Genomic DNA, 16322 nt, shown 5'->3' on the forward strand with positions numbered 1-16322 from the left:
GCTTGAAGCACAGCCGAAAGGCGTGATCTTCAGAAAGTGGAGGAGCCATGGACGTCTACGACGCAGTCAAGAGCAGACGGGCGGTGCGGGGCTTCACCGACGAACCCGTCCCCTTGGAGGTGCTCGAGCGTGTGCTCGACGCCGCCAGGTGGTCACCGTCGGGGTCCAACCTGCAGCCGTGGCGGATCTACGTCGTGACCGGCGAACCGCTGGAGCGGCTCAAGAAGCTCGCCACGGAGCGGGTGGCCGCGGGAGACCCGTGGGATGAGCGCGAGTACCAGCTGTACCCGCCAGAGCTGAAATCCCCCTACGGTGAACGCCGATCGGCGTTCGGCAGGGAGCGCTACAGCGCACTGGGCATCGAGCGCGAGGACTGGGAGGCCCGGCAGCGGGCCGCGATCGCGAACTGGGACTGCTTCGGCGCCCCCGCGGCCCTGTTCTGCTACATCGACCGCGATCTCGGCCGGCCGCAGTGGGCGGATCTAGGGATGTACCTGCAGACCGTGATGCTGCTCCTGCGAGCCGAGGGCCTGGACAGCTGTCCGCAGATGGCCTGGTCCCAGGTCCGCGAGACCGTCGCGGACGCCGTACAACCGCCCGACGAGCTCATGCTGTTCTGCGGTATGTCGATCGGCTACCAGGACCCCGACGAGAGCTATATCCGCACGGGGCGGGCCCCGCTCGAGGAGACCGTCAGCTTCGTCGGCGACTGACCCACTACGGACTACGGACCGTGGACTACGGGTTCTCAAGGGTTCCTTTTGCCTGAGCGGCGACGAGCGTGAGGTGTGACACCCGCGACTCGAGGAGACCGGATCATGACCATCACGTCCCTGCCCACCAGGACCGCCCCGGACCCAGAACTCGCCGCGCGGTTCACGCGCGACGTTCAACCCCTGTTCGAGGTACTGGCGCGGGGAGCGCGTCGGCTGGCCCGCAACGACGCGGATGCCGAGGACCTTCTCCAGGATGCGCTCCTGCACGCCTACAGCGGATTCGAGTCCTTCCGGGAGGGCAGCAACCTCAAGGCGTGGCTGTTCCGCATCCTCCACAACCGCTGGGTCAGCGCGCACCGCTGCAAACAACGTCGCGTGACCGAGGTCCCGGCGGACAACATGACCGAAGCTGAATTGTTCGATTGCGCCGCACACCAACCCGGCGCACTGCGGTCGGCGGAAGCCGAGGTGCTCGACACCCTGCCCCACGGCGACGTCAAAGCCGCGATGGCCGCAATGCCGGACGGCTTCCGCGAGGTTCTCTACTACGCCGACGTCGAGGGATACACCTACGCCGAGACGGCGAAGATCCTCGACATCCCGATGGGCACCGTGATGTCGCGGATCTCGCGCGCCAGGCAGCGACTGCGCGTCGCGCTGGCCCACCTCGCCCACGACCCCGCAGAAACCCTCGAACACTGCATCGCCTGACTGGAGAACACCAATGGAGTTGGCCTACAAGAACGCATTGATCACCGGTGGCACAGCCGGGATCGGGCTCGCCTGTGCGCGGCTGTTCGCGCGCGAGGGAGCCGCGGTGATCATCACCGGTCGAGACGGCAAACGAGGGGAGCGGGCCGCATCCGGTATCGACGGCAACGTGCGCTTCGTCCGGACCGACCTCTCGGACATGGATTCGGTCGCATCGCTGCTCGAGCAGGCCGGCGACGTCGACATCCTGGTCAACAACGCCGCCGCTTTTCCCGCGGCGACCACCGTCGATCAGCAGGTCGGCGCGTTCGAGCTGACCTTCGACACCAACGTGCGTGGTTCGTACTTTCTGGCGGCGGGTCTGGTCCCGGGAATGCTGCAGCGAGGACACGGTTCGATCGTCAACGTCACGACGATGGTCGCGTCCAAAGGCGTGCCGGGAGCCGGGGTCTACAGCGCATCGAAGGCCGCCATCGAGTCGCTGACCCGTACGTGGGCCGCTGAGTTCGGCCCTGGCGGCGTCCGTGTCAACAGCGTCGCCCCCGGCCCAACGAAAACCGAAGGGGTCGAGGCTGAATGGGGTGAGACCAATGAAGAGCTCGGCCGCGCGCTGCCCCTGGGACGGACGGCGAAGCCCCGGGAGATCGCCGAGGCGGTGCTGTTTCTGGCCTCACCGCGCGCGAGCTTCATCACCGGCTCGGTATTGCACGTCGACGGTGGCGGCTCGGCCACCTGACCCATCCAAAACGACCGGAGGAGAACGACAATGACCGAAAATCAGGACACCTCGTGGGAGAACGCCCTGACCGTTGTGCAGGAGGCGCAACCGCCGTTCATCCCCGCGGACGCACACGCCATGACCGTCGTGATCGATTACCCGCCGGGGAGTCCCGGCGCCCCGCCACACCGGCACCCCGGTGGTCCCGCGTTCGGATATGTGCTCGAAGGCGAGATGTTGTTCGAGCTGGAAGGCCAACCGCCGCGGGTGATCCGGGCCGGCGAGGCGTTCTGGGAACCCGGCGGTGACGTCATCCACTACTCCGACGCCAACAACCGCGACGACACGCGCTGCCGGTTCACCGTGACGATGCTCTGCGCTCCGGATCAGCCGATGCTGGTACTGGTCGACGAAGCAGAACTCGCAGCGCGCAAGCATCTTCGGGTGCCCGCCGAGTCCGCTGTGCAGGAGTGAACTCCGATGTCAAGAATCCTGTTGCAGACGACGATCTGTGCTCACCCCGAAGATTGGGACGTCTCGAGGTTTTCGCTGTTGGCCGACGAATTGCGCGCCGCAGGCCACGAGGTCCTCACACGCAACCGGGTCGACGGAGACGACGATCCGGTGCTCAGCCACCTCGACCGGCTCGGCTACGACCAGCTGTGGCTGATGGCCGTCGATGTCGGAAACGGGTTGACCGCAGCCGAAGCCGCGGCGATCTTGCGGTTCCGCTACGCCGGCGGTGGTGTGCTCACCGCGCGGGACCACCAGGACCTCGGCTGTTGCCTCAATCGGCTTGGCTCGCTCGGCCTTGTCAACGAGTTTCACGACGCCACAATCGATCCGGAGACGATGTGCGACGACCGAGACACGCCTGCCATCTCGTGGCCCAACTACCACTCCGGGGCCAACGGGGACTACCAGCGGGTGTTGACGTCCGAGCCGGCTCACGAGCTGCTTCGCACCGGGTGCACCGACAGCGGGCGGATCGAGTGGTTCCCCGCGCATCCGCACGAAGGGCTGGTCTCGGCGGACGGCGTGCCGAACGCCACCGTGCTCGCGCAAGGCAGGAGTGCGACAACCGGCCGGGTGTTCAACCTCGCGGTTCTGCTCGACGGGGAGCGCGCGCCGGATGGCAGGCCGATGGGCCGGGCCGTCGCCGAGTCGACGTTTCATCACTTCGCCGACTACAACTGGGATATCGACTGCGGCGCACCATCGTTCGTGACTGAGCGGCCCGGCTCGCAGATCAAGGAGGATCCGTCGCGGCTGGATGCGTTCAAGGACTATGTCCGCAACGTCGCTGCGTGGTTACATCCCGCCGCGCGGTTGGCGGTGGCCGTCTGAGGTCCCTCAGGCGCCGCGAGCGACCGCGGAATGTCGCCAGAGCGCGGCGTGTCCGGGCGCAAACACGGTCGCTCGCCCCAGGGGTGGTCAGCGCTTGCGGGCGCCTGCGCCGTAGATGATGTCGCTGCGGTCGGCGTCCCAATGGTTGCGGAAGACGACGTCGGAGATGGGCCGTCGGCGCACCGGGCCGTGCCTGCCGCGCGGCCAGCCCACGACGATGTGCCCGGCCAACGCCCACTCGTCGGGCACCCCGACGGCGTCGCGAATCAACGTCTCCCCGTCGTAGGACGCCCAGCTGGTGAAGCACGCGCCGAGACCCTGCGCGCGGGCGGCCAGGTAGAAGTTCTGCATCGCGGGAAAGATCGAGCCGCCCTGCAGGAACTCGGACGAGAACTCGTTGCGGAATGCGGTGAAGAGCACCGAAATGAGTTCGCCTGCGCGGTCGTGGAGTTCGTAAGTGGCGCGGTTGTTGCGGGCGGCCCGGCTGTGGTCGTTATCGGCGGGCCGGCTCATGCCGTAGATCGACTCGATCGACCGCAGCGCCGCCTGAGCCGCCTGCGCGACGACGGCCCGCTGTTCGGGCGAGTCCAGCACGACGAACCGCCACAGCTGGGCGTTGGCGCCGTTGGGAGCCCAGGTCGCGGCCTCCAGGCAGCGGTCAAGCGTGGCCGCGTCGACCGGCTCGTCGGTGAAGCGGCGAATCGCCCGCGCGGTGGCCAGCGTCTCCCAGACATCATTGGTGGGCTGCGGCATGCTCCTCCGTTCGGCGGTCCTGCTCCTGCCCGTCGACCTTAGCGGGAAGGACCGGCGCGTTGAGGGAATGCTATACGATCGTATAACGTGCTGTACGCCCGTATAAGACGCCACGGAAGGGGACCGCCATGACCACAGCCGACGATCTCGACCAGCTGCGCAGCCGGCTGCAGTACGTCGAGGACAGGATCGCGATCCTGGACTGCGTGATGAATCAGGCCCGCGGCCACGACCGTCACGACGCCGAACTGATGTCGAGCGTCTACTTCTCCGACGGCGTCGACGAACACGGTCCCGTGGTGAAGGTCGGAGCCGAGTACGCCGAATACGCCAACACCGCACACAGCGCGGTGTTCGAGGATCACCTGCACAACATCACCACCCACACCTGTGAAATCGACGGTGACGTCGCCCATGCCGAGAGTTACGTGATGGGCTCGATGCGGGCCAAGGGGGGCAAGGTGGTCGCGCTGATGGGCGGGCGCTACCTCGACCGCCTCGAACGCCGTGACGGTGAGTGGAAGATCGCGCTGCGGCGCTGCACGATCGAATGGATGATGCAGGGCGACTCGTCGGTGCTGGCGTCCGGTGCGGTGAAGGGCTTCATCAAGGGCAGGTGGGATCGGACCGACCTGTCCTACGCCCGGCCGCTGCAAATGGACAGCGAACCCGTCGACCGGTGGTGAGGCGGTGATGCACCTGGCCGGGCGGGTCGCGCTGATCACCGGCGGCGGGTCAGGTATCGGACGGGCTGCAGCTCAACGCCTTTCGGCCGAAGGCATGCGCGTCTGCGTGCTCGACATCGACGGCGACGCCGCGCGTGCGGTGGCCGAGCCGCTCGGGGGGATGTCGCTGACGTGCGACGTCGCCGACGCCGACCAGGTGGCGACGGCGTTCGCACAGTGCCTCGAGGAGCTCGGCGGGCTCGACCTCGCGTTGCTGAACGCCGGGATCACCGTGCGGTGGTCGGGTGACATCGGCACACTCGATCTGGCCGAGTACCGGAAATCGTTGGGCGTGAACCTCGACGGTGTGGTGTACGGGGTGGTCAACGCGGTGCGCACGATGCGGACCCTGGGCGAGGGCGACCGTGCGATCCTGGCCACCGCGTCGCTCGCCGGACTCATGCCGTGGCATCCCGACCCGGTGTACTCGCTCGGCAAGCACGCCGTCGTCGGGTTGATGCGCTCGGTCGCTCCGGGCCTCGCCGCCGAGCACATCGCGGTGCACACCATCTGCCCGGGCATCACAGAAACCGGCGCCCTCGGGGACCGGCGGGCGCTGGTCGAGGGCATCGGAGTGCCGGTGATGGAGCCGGAAGCCAGCGCGGACGCCGTCGTCGCGGCGGCGACGGCGCCACTTGACGCCAGCGGGTCATGCTGGGTCGTCCAGCACGGAACCGACCCGTGGCCAATGCAATTCGCCGAGCTCGACACGCCCGACAACCGGCTCAACGTGCCGGCGAGGCGCTCCCGACGCTGATCACCGCGCGCCGATTGTGCGTCCTGCGACGGGTTTCCGGCGTGTCGCGTAGCTGAACGCACAGTCGGCGCACTGAAGGCCTCAGCCGAGCACCGCGGGCATCGAATCCCAACCACGTACCGTCGCCGTCGGCGCCCGCACGGCGTTGTCCGTGTCGATGGTCCAGTCGGGCCAGCGCTTGAGGATCTCCTCCAGGGCCACCCTGCCTTCGACCCGGGCCAGCGATGCGCCGAGGCAGAAATGCGTGCCCCGCCCGAATGACAGGTGGTTGTTGGCGACGCGGTGGATGTCGAAGGTGTCCGGATCGTCGAACTTGGCCTCGTCGCGGTTCGCCGATCCGCTCATCAACAGCAACGCGCTGCCGGCCGGGATCGTCTGCCCGTGGTACACAACGTCATTGGCGACATAACGCGCGATGTGGTGTACCGGCGGCTCGTAACGCAGCACCTCCTCGACGGCGTTCGCGATCAGGCGCGGGTCGCGGCTCAACTCGCGCCGCTGATCCGGGTGTTCGCCGAGCAGCTTGCCCAGCCAGCCGAACAGCCGGCCAACGGTCTCGGTCCCCGCGTTGGCGATCACGCCGAGGAAGACCAGAAGCTCCTCGGTGCTCAACCGCCGCACCGTGCCGTCGATGTCGGTGAACTCGACGTTGAGCAGTTCGGTGACCAGATCGTCTGACGGGTTCTGCTCGCGCCAGGCGACGTAGTCGGCAAACATGTTGCCGTTGAAGTAGTTGTCCTTGCTGACGGGCAACGGCTCACCCGGCTTGTTGCGGAGCCGGCGACCGGCGACACTGCGTACCGATCGCTGCAGCGAGTCCGGCATGCCGACCAGCATCCCGATGACGCGCATCGGCATCTCGGCGCCGAGGTCCGTGGTGAAGTCGAAGCGATCACCGTCGCGCAACGGATCCAGGCATGCCCTGCAGAAGTTCCGCACCTGGTCCTCGATGGCCGCCATCTTGCGCGGGGTGAATGCGCGGGAGACCAACAGGCGGTGCACGGTGTGCAGGGGCGGGTCCTCGTTGATGAACACCCCCAGCGGCATAACCGGTTCGGCCTTGACCACCTCGAGGATGTCGCCCTTGGCCGAGCTGAGGTTCTCGGCGTCGCGCAGCGCCGCCTCCACATCAGCGAACCGGCTCAGGCCCCAGAACCCGAACTTGTCGTTGTAATACACCGGTGCCTCGTCGCGAAGCCGTCGGTACACCGGATACGGGTCGACGTCGATCGCCACGTCGTACGGGTCGTAATACAGCTCGTCGGTGATGGGCGCGGTCACGATGCAAGCCTTCGAGCCGGAGCCGCGCTTGTTGTACGAACGTATGGCATTGTACGATCGTATGGCACAACCGGCGGCGGCGTAAAGGAGCGTGACGGTGGACCTGGGTTTCGTCTCGCTCAACACACCGCACGACCTCCAATCCGACGTTCTTGCCGTCGAGCTCGAAGCCCGTGGATTCGAGTCGCTGTGGGTCGGCGAACACCCGCAGATTCCCGTGGCCGCACGCGGTCAGCTCCCCGCCGGCCTGCTCGACGCGCAGAAACAGATGTGGGATCCATTCTTGTCGCTGCTGGTCGCTGTGCGGGCGACGACGACGTTACGGGTCGGCACCTCGGTGGTGTTGCCGCTGGAGCGCGAATTGTTCACGTTTGCAAAGCAGGTCGCGACCCTGGACCAGCTGAGCCAGGGGCGCCTCGTGCTCGGCGTGGGGGTCGGAATGCGCGCGGAGCTGGAGACGAGCAGTCCGATCGCGTGGCGGGACCGGTACCGGGCGTTGGCCGACATGGTCGCCGCGCTGAAGAAGCTGTGGACCGACGACGAAGCCGAACACCACGGAGAATTCTACGAATTCGAGCCGGTCTGGTCCCAGCCCAAGCCGTTCCAGCGACCGAACCCACCGCTGTTGGCCGCCACCACCGGCCCGAAGGCGACACGCGAGTGTCTGGCCTGGGCCGACGGCTGGCTGCCCGGAGACGCGGCGTTCGCCGATCTCGCGGCGGCGCTGGCCGACTACCGGCATGCAGCCGAGGACGCGGGCCGCGACCCGGCGACGCTGGACCTGACGGTCATGGCCTGGGGCGACCCGAAACCCGAGCGGCTCAAGCGGTACCGGGATCTCGGCTTCAACCGGGCCGTGCTGGGCGGCGGCCGCCGCGACGGCAACGACCCGTCGACGACGCTGGACTACCTGGACCGTTACGCGCGTGTCGTCGACGAACTCCGTTGACCGCCAACCTGATAGACCACACCAGAAAGGACGTGCATGTGAACGACAGATTCTCGATGGAGGGACGGGTCGCCGTCATCACCGGCGGCGGAACCGGCATCGGCCGCGGTTCGGCACTGACACTGGCCGAGCGCGGCGCCGACATCGTGCTCGCCGGACGCCGAACCGAACCGCTGAAATCCACCGTCACCGAGATCGAGGCGCTCGGGCGCCGCGCGCTCGCCGTGCCGACGGACGTGACCCAGGCCGACGCATGCCGCGAGCTGGTCGCCACGACACTGGCCGAGTTCGGCCGCCTCGACGTGCTGGTGAACAACGCCGGCGGCGGTGAGACGAAGTCGATCATGAAGTGGACCGACGATGAATGGCAGCACGTCCTCGACCTGAACCTGTCCAGTGCCTGGTATCTGTCCCGCGCCGCGGTCGAGCCGATGATCAAGCAGGGCAAGGGGGCGATCGTCAACATCTCGTCGGGCGCCAGCCTGCTGGCCATGCCCCAGGCGGTCGCCTACGCCGCGGCCAAGGCCGGACTGAACAACCTGACCGGATCGATGGCGGCCGCCTGGACCCGCAAAGGCGTGCGGGTCAACGCGATCGCCTGCGGAGCCATTCGTACGCCGGGCCTCGAATCCGACGCTGCGCGCCAGGGTTTCGACATCGACATGATCGGCCAGACCAACGGGGCCGGGCGTGTCGGCGAACCCGACGAGATCGGCCACGGCGTGCTGTTCTTCGCCTCCGATGCCTCTAGCTTCTGCTCGGGCCAGACGCTGTACATGCACGGCGGCCCCGGCCCGGCGGGGGTGTGACATGGGTGTCAGTCATGTCGGTCTGCGCGTGCGCGACATCGACGCCTCGAAGCGGTTCTACGAAGCACTCGGCTTCATCGAGGTGAAAAGGATGACCATCCCCGACGAGATGGCCGCCGGACTTCTTCCGCTCTCACCGCCGATCGGGTTCGAAGCCGCCTATCTGCAGCAGGATGACGGCTTCGTCCTGCAACTGCTGACGTTCTCGGGGCACCCCGCACCCGATGAGCCCGAACGCGGCATGGTCGGTGCGGGCCTGACGCACCTGTCGATCGCCGTCGACGACATTGCCGCGGCACAGACCGCGGTCACCTCCGCAGGCGGCACGATCGTCGCCGACCCCGGCGGCGGATTCGCCTGCATGGCCCGCGATCCCGAGGGTCAGCTGATCGAGTTGGTGCATAACAAGGTGCGACCGGTGCCCCCCGCCTGAACCCGCTAGAAATCGATCACCGCAGCCTCTTTGCGTTCGGTGATCGGGCGGGCCAGGCCCTGTTCGTCACAGATCCGCTGCAACCGGTCGACCGTTTCGTCCAGGCCCGGTCCGAGCGCCCGACCGGGCGTGAAGGTCGCGGGCAGGTGACGCATGCCCTGGATGACGCCGATGGTGTCGTAGTGGACGGTGCCGTCCGGATCACACCGGTAGTCGGGCATACGGTCGAGCACCGCGCACAGCATGGATTTGAACACCGTCCGCGCGACGTTGGAACCGATGCATCGGTGAACCCCGAGCCCGAAACTGAAGTGACGGTTCGCCTTCCGGTCGAGAACGAGGTCATCGGGATCGTCGAACAGAGATGGGTCACGGTTCGCCATCGCCCACGACAGCCACAGGCGCTCACCCTCTTTCAGCGCGACGCCGTCAAGATCCATGTCCGCCGAGATCGTCCGGGCATCACCCGGCGCGGGGGTGAAGTAGCGCAAGAACTCCTCGGTGGCCGGGTTGAGCAACGCCGCACGTTGCGTGCTGAGCCGCTCGCGTTGGTGGGTGTGCTCACCGAGCCACTCGAGTGCGTGTGCGGTCAGAGCCGTCGTGGTGTCGAAGCCTCCACCGATGAGCAGGTTGAGCATGCCGATGAGCTCGATATCAGGTGGCGCCTCACCGTCGATCCGTAACCGGGCCAGCGCGTCGATGATCCCCGGACGCGGGTTGTCGCGGATCTCGGCGAGATTGGTGAACAGGTCGACGCCCATCGCCATGTACAGCTCCCGAACGCGTTCTGCATCGGGTGAGTCCGGCGGGGTGTAGACCGACGCGTGTGCCGGTTCGTTGTACATCCGCCACTTGGCCAGTGGGACTCCCAGCATGGCCAGGGTCAACACCGCGGGCACGACGTTCGCGAGATCGTCGACGAAATCGATTCGGCCCGACTCGATGTGGTCGTCCAGGCAGGCACGTACCACCTCGTCGACGAACGGCTGCCACCGCTTGACCGCGGCCGGAGACAGGTAGGGGTTCAACGCGTCGCGGTAGTAGCGGTGCTCGGGGTCGTCCATCTCCAGCATGCCGCCGCGGAAATTGCCCGCATCGAGCATGGTCGGAATCGAGATGCCCTTGTAGCCGCGCCGCTCGTTGTGCACATCGTGGTCGTTGGACACGTGCGGGCACCGGGCGAGTTCGAAGACCTCGTGACCGCCCGCGGCGACCCAGTGCCCGCCGTAGGTGCCGGTCCACGCGAGCGGGCATTTGCGATGCATCTCGTGGGTGATGTTCAGAAACTGGTTGCGGTACTCCGGTCGGTGGCGGTCGAAGTGGTACTCGCGCCGTGCGATCTCGTCGGTTGTACTCACAGCACCGCTCCTCCGTTGACTCCGATGACCTGACCGGTGACGTAACCCGCACCCTCCGAGCACAAGAACGCACAGGTGGCCGCCACGTCGTCGCCGGTGCCGAGGCGTCCGGCGGGAATGGCGCGCACCAGCATCTCGGCCGGCGGCAGCTTGTTGGCGCGCTGTTGTTCGCGCAACATCGGGGTGTCGATGACGAACGGCGGGACGGTGTTGGCGGTGATTCCCCTCGCCGCATACTCCGCGGCGACCGTCTTGGTCATCGCGATGACCCCACCCTTGGTCGCCGAGTAGTGACCCTGACGGACGGCGCCGTTCTGACCCGCGGCCGACGAGATCGTCACGATCCGCCCCCACTGCGACGCGACCATGTCGGGCAGCGCGGCCTGTATGCACAGGAAGGTGCCCGTCAGATTGACCGCGAGGTAGCGGTTCCACTCGTCGAGGGTGATCTCCTCGAACTTGGTGAACCCGGCCAACGCGGCACTGGTCACGAGAATTTCGGTCGGGCCCAACGACTTCCGTGCCATCTCGAACGCCCGATGCACCGCTGCCTGATCGGACACGTCGGCACAGATACCGACCGCGTGGGCTCCCGCAGCCTGCAGATCGTCGGCGACCTGGAATGCGGAGTCACCGTTGACATCCAGCACCGCGACGGAATGCCCTGCCCGGGCGAGATGTTCGGCAATCGAGCGGCCCAGCCCCGAGCCGCCGCCGGTGACCACTGCCACGCGGTTCACGTCGTCCATCCCCTCGCCATAGCACTGCCTGCTGTACGAACGTACAACCTATGCAGTCGTATAGCAAGGTCAGCGGCGAGCGGTCGAGCCCTTCCGCGGCTTGCGACGCGCGGGCCGCGGTTCGATCGCGTCGAGGTATTTCTCGACCGCCTTGACGACCTCGGTGTGGGCGGCGTCGACGCCGACACCCTCTTCGAGGTTGAGGAATTTAGGGATTCCGGTGATCAGCAGGACGGCGGCGCCCAGCGACAGGTCGCCATCCAACCGGGTGCGAGCGCCGTACCGCTGTGCCAGCGCGTCGATCTGGATCTTGCGGACCCGGTTGGTGACCTCGGCGATCTCCGAGGCGATGGACTTCCGATGGTTGCCCAGGGCCATGAACTCGGTGATCAGTGCGCCGGTCGCCTCGTCCCAGCTGTACTCCCACAGGGCGTGCAACGGGTCCTCGGACCGCGTCTCGAGCGCCTTGCTCAGCACCGCGAGGTTGCGCTCGGAGTAGCGGCGGATCGCGGCGAGGAAAATGTCGTCGAGCGAGGGGAAGTAGTACTGCACCAGGCTCGCGGTGACGCCCGCTCGGGCCGCCAGCGCGCGGTAGCTCACGCTGGCATATCCCTCTTCGAGCATCATCTTCTCGACGGAGTCGAGCAGGATGTCACGCGTCTTGGACGTCTCCGCGCCGACGCGGCGGGGCGCTGCTGCCATCGTCACCTCTCAGATTGGCTGACGAACATTCTCGCACCCGTCGCGCCGCGGGCCCTCAGCTGAACATGCCTCGATATCCGAACGCCGGATGTCGTGGGCTGATGTGGGGGTCGTCGGCGCCGAAGATCTTCTCCCGCAGAGTGCCGGTACGGTACTCGGCCTGCATCAGGCCCTTGTCCTGGAGCACCGGTACGACGTGGTCGAAGAACTCGTCGTAGCTCTCCGGCATCAGCATGTTCATGATCTGCACGCCGTCCGACCCGGCGGCCTGGAACTCGAGCAACCGGGTCGCGATGGTCTCCGGCGATCCGACCACCATCTGCGGCATCGACATCGTCGACAGGAAGTCGTTGATGGTCGGCGTTCCGCCGTCGGGCCACGCGTTGATCAACGAGAGAAACGCTCCGCGGATCCCCGGCATCTCGTCGATGAGATCGACCAGCGGTGTCGCCGGGTCGTACTGGCCCAGGTCCATGCCGCTCAGGCTGGCGAAGTACGCGGTCTGCGCCTCGGCGCTGCGCCACTGTTCCAGCTCCATCCATTTGCGGTTGGCCTCCTCGTCGGTGGAACCGACGACGAACATCAGCCCCTGCAGGAACAAGATGTCCGCTTCGGAGCGCCCGTGCTGGCGTGCCAATCCCCGCACGGTGGCGACCTGCTGGGCGATGGTCTCAGGGGTGAACGCCGACAGGAACATCAGTTCGGCGTGACGGGCTGCGAATTCGAGGCCCGCGGGCGAGCCGCCGGCCTGTGCCAGCAGGGGGACCCGTTGCGGCGACGGCTCCATCAGGTTGTAACCGCGAACACTGTAGCGCTGTCCGACGTGATTGATCTCGTGCACCTTCGCCGGATCGGTGTAGACACCGCGTGCCGGGTCGTCGACCACCGCGCCGACGTCCCAGGACCCTTCCCACAGTTTGTAGGCGACGTCGACGTACTCCTTCGCCCACTCGTAACGGTCGTCGTGTGACATCCCGCCGGGCACGCCGAGATTGGCGAAAGCGCGTTCGTTGGCCGAGGTGACGATGTTCCAGCCGACCCGGCCGCCGCTGAGATGGTCGAGCGTGGAAACCTGTCTGGCGAACACGAACGGGTGCTGCTGGATCACCGAACTCGTGTAGAGGAACCCGATGTGCTCGGTCTCGCGTGCGAGCGCGGGGATCAGCATCGTGCAGTCGCCGATCGGCACGTTCATGGCCTGTTCGAAGACCACGTCGCCCGACCCGTTGTACTCGCCCTGCACGCCGAGCGTGTCGGTGAAGAAGAACGCGTCAATCTTGGCGGCCTCGGCCTTGCGCGCCAGGTCCGTCCACAGGTCGAAGGTCTTGAAATCCCGGTTGCGGGCGCGCGGATGCCGCCAGCCGCCGTGGAAGTTGTGACCGACCGAGTTCATCACGAGCAGGGTGAAGATCATGCGCTTGGCCATCGACTCGCTCCTTCTTCGTCCCTATACGACCGTACAGCCGATGCTATATGCTCGTACAAACTTTCCGAGGAGAAACGGTGTGAGCGACCTTTACTACGACCCCTGGGACGTCGCAATCGATCTCGACCCCTATCCGACGTACCGCAGGCTGCGCGACGAGGCTCCGCTGTATCACAATGAGCGTCACGGCTTCTGGGCCGTCAGCCGCTACGACGACGTAGACGCCGCGTTGCGGGACACGGCGCGGCTCAGCTCGGCCAAAGGCGACATTCTCGAGGTCGTCATGGTCGACCCGGTGATGCCGCCGGGAGTGTTCATCAACGAGGACCCGCCGCTGCACACCATCCACCGCGCGATCGTGTCCCGGGCCTTCACACCCAAGCGGATCAGGGCGGTCGAGGAGAAGGTCCGGGCCTTCTGCGTCGCGTGTCTGGACCCGTTGATCGATGGCGACCGCTTCGACTTCGTGGTCGACCTCGGCGCCGAACTGCCCATGAAGACCATCGGCATGCTGGTCGGTATCCCCGACGCCGAACAGCCGGCGGTCCGGGCCCACGCCCACGAGACGCTGCGCAACGAGCCGGGCAAGCCGTTGCCGGTGGACAAGGACCACTACTTCGACGGAGACATGTTCGCCGATTACGTTGCGTGGCGCGAGGACAACCCGTCCGACGACCTGATCACCGAACTGCTCAACGTGGAGTTCACCGATGAAACGGGCGCCATCCGCGGGCTCACCAAAGAGGAGATCGTCGTTTTTCTGGCCGTCGTGGCCGGTGCGGGTGTCGAGACGACCGGCCGGCTGTTCGGCTGGATGGGCAAGGTGCTCGCCGAACATCCGGATCAGCGCAAGGAGCTGGCCGCCGATCTGTCCCTGGTGCCGGGCGCCATCGAAGAACTGTTGCGCTACGAGCCGCCGGGTCCGCACGTCGCGCGCTACGTCGCCACCGAGGACGTGCAGTTCCAGGGACGAACCGTGCCCGCGGGCAGCGCGCTGTTGATGATGCTGGCGTCGGCCAATCGCGACGAGCGCCACTTCGCCGACCCCGACCGCTTCGACATCCACCGCAAGCCCGGCGGGCATTTGACCTTCGGCCGTGGGGCGCACTTCTGCGTCGGCGCACCGTTGGCCCGGTTGGAGGGCCGGATCGCGTTGGAGGAAGTGCTCAAGCGTTGGCCCGAATGGGACATCGACCTTGAGAACGCCCGCCGCTCAAGGTCGTCCACCGTGCGCGGGTGGGACACCATGCCGGCGGTCGTCAGCCGTCGATGATCCGGTCGGCGGCCCGCCAAGCCATTGCCATGATCGGCCCGTTGAGGTTGCCCGCCACCATGGTCGGCAACACGGAGCAGTCGACGACCCGCAAATCGTCGACTCCGCGGACGCGCAACTCGCTGTCGACCACGTCGTCGTCGCCGGGGCCCATCGCGCACGTACCGATGGCGTGGTAGCCGCAGTATCCACCCTCGAGGGCGGCATCGACGAGTTCATCGTCGCTGCACACCTGGGGACCGGGGTACGTCTCGTGGCTGATCCGCTCGGCGATCGGCGACTGTTCGAAGATGGTGCGCATCCGGCGCAGCAGACGCACCGTCGTGTCCCGGTCCCCGGGGCTGGACAGGTAATTGGGGTCGATCCGCAGCGCACTGTCGGGCCGGTTCGATGTGATCTCCACGCTTCCTTGTGACGTCGGGCGCAGCACCATGCCGAGGCAGGAGATGCCGGGCTCACGTTCGATGCTCACCGGTTCGCCGCTGGTGTTGTAGGGCGGAAGCGTCCATGGGCCCATCATGATCTGGCCGTCGACGCGGTCGGCGTCCTCATGTGACTTGGCGAACGCCACGATGTCGAACGACGGTGCGGCCAGAGGGCCCTTCCGGCTCGCCAGGTATTTCATGCCGGAGATGGCCTGGCCGACGTTGCTCGAGAGCAACTTGTTGTACCCGAGGTCCTCTTTCAGCCTGAAGCGCAATGCCGCACAGCGGTGTTCGCGCATCCGGCGGCCGACGTTGTCCCGGTCGAGGACGACGGGCACGCCCGCGGCCTTCAAGACCTCCCGCGGGCCGATCCCGGACAGCTGAAGCAGTCGTGGGCTGTTGAGGCTGCCGAGCGAAAGGATGACTTCTCGGCGGGCCTGGACCTCGGCGGCGCCGCGCGGACCGTGGATCACCAATCCGACCGCCCTGCCGTTCTCGATCAGGATACGGCGGGCGACGGTGTTGGTTGCGACGGTCAGATTCGACCGCCGCAGAGCCGGTTTCAGGAATGCACGGGCCGCACTCACCCGCCGCCCGTCGCGGATGGTGGAGGTGGCGTACCCGACCCGCTCGGCGTCGGACTCGTTGATGTCCTGGACCCTGCCGAAACCTGCACGGGTGGTCGCCGTGATCATCTCTTCGCACAACGGATCGGGGTCCTTGGGCACCGAGATGTACAGTGGGCCACCGGTGCCGCGGGTGGGGGAGGCGCCGAACTCGTTGTGCTCGAGGGCTTTGAAGATCGGCAACATGTCGTCCCAACCCCAGCCCTTGTTGCCGAGCCGTTCGAGGTGATCGTAATCGGCGCGGTTGCCCCGGTTGTAGATCATCCCGTTGATGGAACTGGAGCCGCCGAGCACCTTGCCGCGCATCCACTGTTCACTGTGGCGGTCCGGGCCGAAGGGGGTGGTGGTGTAGTGCCACATGTACTTCTCGTTCTCGAACAGCATCCCGGAACCCTTGGGAATCCGAAGCAACGGATGGCGGTCCGGACCGCCGGCCTCGACGAGTAGCACCGAGACTCGGGGATCGGCTGACAATCGGTTGGCGAGAACGCATCCGGCCGATCCGGCCCCGGCGACGATGTAGTCGTACGTGGTCATTCTGGTCCTTCCGAGCCCGGGTCGAACTGATCCGCT

18 protein-coding genes are annotated in these 16322 nt (G+C 66.7%); 11 read left to right on the top strand and 7 right to left on the bottom strand.

What is annotated here, in order from left to right:
- Positions 1-47 precede the first annotated feature (47 nt).
- From AU072_RS10595 to AU072_RS10615, 5 genes are all read left to right on the top strand, one after another.
- On the top strand, positions 48-713 hold the full coding sequence (locus AU072_RS10595) for a nitroreductase (protein ID WP_064413745.1): 666 nt from the start codon (positions 48-50) through the stop codon (positions 711-713).
- A gap of 105 nt (positions 714-818) precedes the next feature.
- Complete coding sequence (locus AU072_RS10600; RefSeq protein WP_064413746.1) at positions 819-1427, top strand: sigma-70 family RNA polymerase sigma factor; 609 nt, start codon at positions 819-821, stop codon at positions 1425-1427.
- A gap of 13 nt (positions 1428-1440) precedes the next feature.
- The gene (locus AU072_RS10605; RefSeq protein ID WP_064413747.1) at positions 1441-2163 is read left to right on the top strand and encodes an SDR family NAD(P)-dependent oxidoreductase; all 723 of its coding nucleotides are present in this window, start codon (positions 1441-1443) and stop codon (positions 2161-2163) included.
- A gap of 30 nt (positions 2164-2193) precedes the next feature.
- On the top strand, positions 2194-2619 hold the full coding sequence (locus tag AU072_RS10610) for a cupin domain-containing protein (protein WP_064413748.1): 426 nt from the start codon (positions 2194-2196) through the stop codon (positions 2617-2619).
- 6 nt (positions 2620-2625) lie between these two features.
- Positions 2626-3492 carry a hypothetical protein gene (locus AU072_RS10615; protein ID WP_064413749.1) on the top strand — a complete coding sequence of 289 codons (867 nt, stop codon included), beginning with the start codon at positions 2626-2628 and terminating at the stop codon, positions 3490-3492.
- 87 nt (positions 3493-3579) lie between these two features.
- Here the strand turns inward: AU072_RS10615 and AU072_RS10620 are convergent, their stop codons facing one another.
- Positions 3580-4245, bottom strand: coding sequence for a nitroreductase family protein (locus AU072_RS10620; protein WP_064413750.1), 666 nt, complete (start codon positions 4243-4245; stop codon positions 3580-3582).
- Positions 4246-4373: 128 nt separating this feature from the next.
- Between AU072_RS10620 and AU072_RS10625 the strand changes: the two genes are divergently transcribed.
- Positions 4374-4931 (top strand): nuclear transport factor 2 family protein, encoded by a 558-nt coding sequence (locus AU072_RS10625; protein ID WP_064413751.1) that lies wholly within the window; start codon positions 4374-4376, stop codon positions 4929-4931.
- A gap of 7 nt (positions 4932-4938) precedes the next feature.
- Positions 4939-5727 (top strand): SDR family oxidoreductase, encoded by a 789-nt coding sequence (locus AU072_RS10630; RefSeq protein ID WP_064413752.1) that lies wholly within the window; start codon positions 4939-4941, stop codon positions 5725-5727.
- Positions 5728-5808: 81 nt separating this feature from the next.
- Here AU072_RS10630 and AU072_RS10635 read toward each other — a convergent pair whose 3' ends face one another.
- Positions 5809-7008, bottom strand: a complete 1200-nt coding sequence (locus AU072_RS10635) for a cytochrome P450 (RefSeq protein ID WP_235629875.1) — start codon at positions 7006-7008, stop codon at positions 5809-5811.
- Between the two features lie 97 nt (positions 7009-7105).
- Between AU072_RS10635 and AU072_RS10640 the strand changes: the two genes are divergently transcribed.
- From AU072_RS10640 to AU072_RS10650, 3 genes are read left to right on the top strand one after another with little or no spacing between them, the layout of a single operon-like run.
- Complete coding sequence (locus AU072_RS10640; RefSeq protein ID WP_064414011.1) at positions 7106-7957, top strand: TIGR03619 family F420-dependent LLM class oxidoreductase; 852 nt, start codon at positions 7106-7108, stop codon at positions 7955-7957.
- A gap of 38 nt (positions 7958-7995) precedes the next feature.
- Positions 7996-8766, top strand: coding sequence for an SDR family NAD(P)-dependent oxidoreductase (locus AU072_RS10645; protein ID WP_064349071.1), 771 nt, complete (start codon positions 7996-7998; stop codon positions 8764-8766).
- Position 8767: 1 nt separating this feature from the next.
- Positions 8768-9199: a VOC family protein gene (locus tag AU072_RS10650; RefSeq protein WP_064413753.1), complete on the top strand. Its 432-nt coding sequence runs from the start codon at positions 8768-8770 to the stop codon at positions 9197-9199.
- Positions 9200-9204: 5 nt separating this feature from the next.
- On the opposite strand, the gene AU072_RS10655 is transcribed toward AU072_RS10650, so the two are convergent.
- The 4 genes from AU072_RS10655 to AU072_RS10670 are packed head-to-tail and all read right to left on the bottom strand — an operon-like array spanning position 9205 to position 13425.
- Positions 9205-10557 (bottom strand): cytochrome P450, encoded by a 1353-nt coding sequence (locus tag AU072_RS10655; protein WP_064413754.1) that lies wholly within the window; start codon positions 10555-10557, stop codon positions 9205-9207.
- The gene (locus AU072_RS10660; protein ID WP_407937596.1) at positions 10554-11306 is read right to left on the bottom strand and encodes an SDR family NAD(P)-dependent oxidoreductase; all 753 of its coding nucleotides are present in this window, start codon (positions 11304-11306) and stop codon (positions 10554-10556) included. Before AU072_RS10660 ends, AU072_RS10655 begins: the two co-directional genes overlap by 4 nt.
- Before the next feature lie 60 nt (positions 11307-11366).
- Positions 11367-11999, bottom strand: a complete 633-nt coding sequence (locus AU072_RS10665) for a TetR/AcrR family transcriptional regulator (protein ID WP_064413755.1) — start codon at positions 11997-11999, stop codon at positions 11367-11369.
- A gap of 55 nt (positions 12000-12054) precedes the next feature.
- Positions 12055-13425 (bottom strand): LLM class flavin-dependent oxidoreductase, encoded by a 1371-nt coding sequence (locus tag AU072_RS10670; RefSeq protein WP_064413756.1) that lies wholly within the window; start codon positions 13423-13425, stop codon positions 12055-12057.
- Between the two features lie 79 nt (positions 13426-13504).
- On the opposite strand from AU072_RS10670, the gene AU072_RS10675 reads away from it, so the two are divergent.
- Positions 13505-14698 carry a cytochrome P450 gene (locus AU072_RS10675; protein WP_064413757.1) on the top strand — a complete coding sequence of 398 codons (1194 nt, stop codon included), beginning with the start codon at positions 13505-13507 and terminating at the stop codon, positions 14696-14698.
- Here AU072_RS10675 and AU072_RS10680 read toward each other — a convergent pair.
- Positions 14685-16286, bottom strand: coding sequence for a GMC family oxidoreductase (locus tag AU072_RS10680; protein WP_064413758.1), 1602 nt, complete (start codon positions 16284-16286; stop codon positions 14685-14687). The two genes, AU072_RS10675 and AU072_RS10680, sit on opposite strands and share 14 nt — an antisense overlap.
- Between the last annotated feature and the right edge of the window lie 36 nt (positions 16287-16322).

Source organism: Mycolicibacterium novocastrense, assembly GCF_001499835.1.
Lineage (GTDB): Bacteria > Actinomycetota > Actinomycetes > Mycobacteriales > Mycobacteriaceae > Mycobacterium > Mycobacterium novocastrense.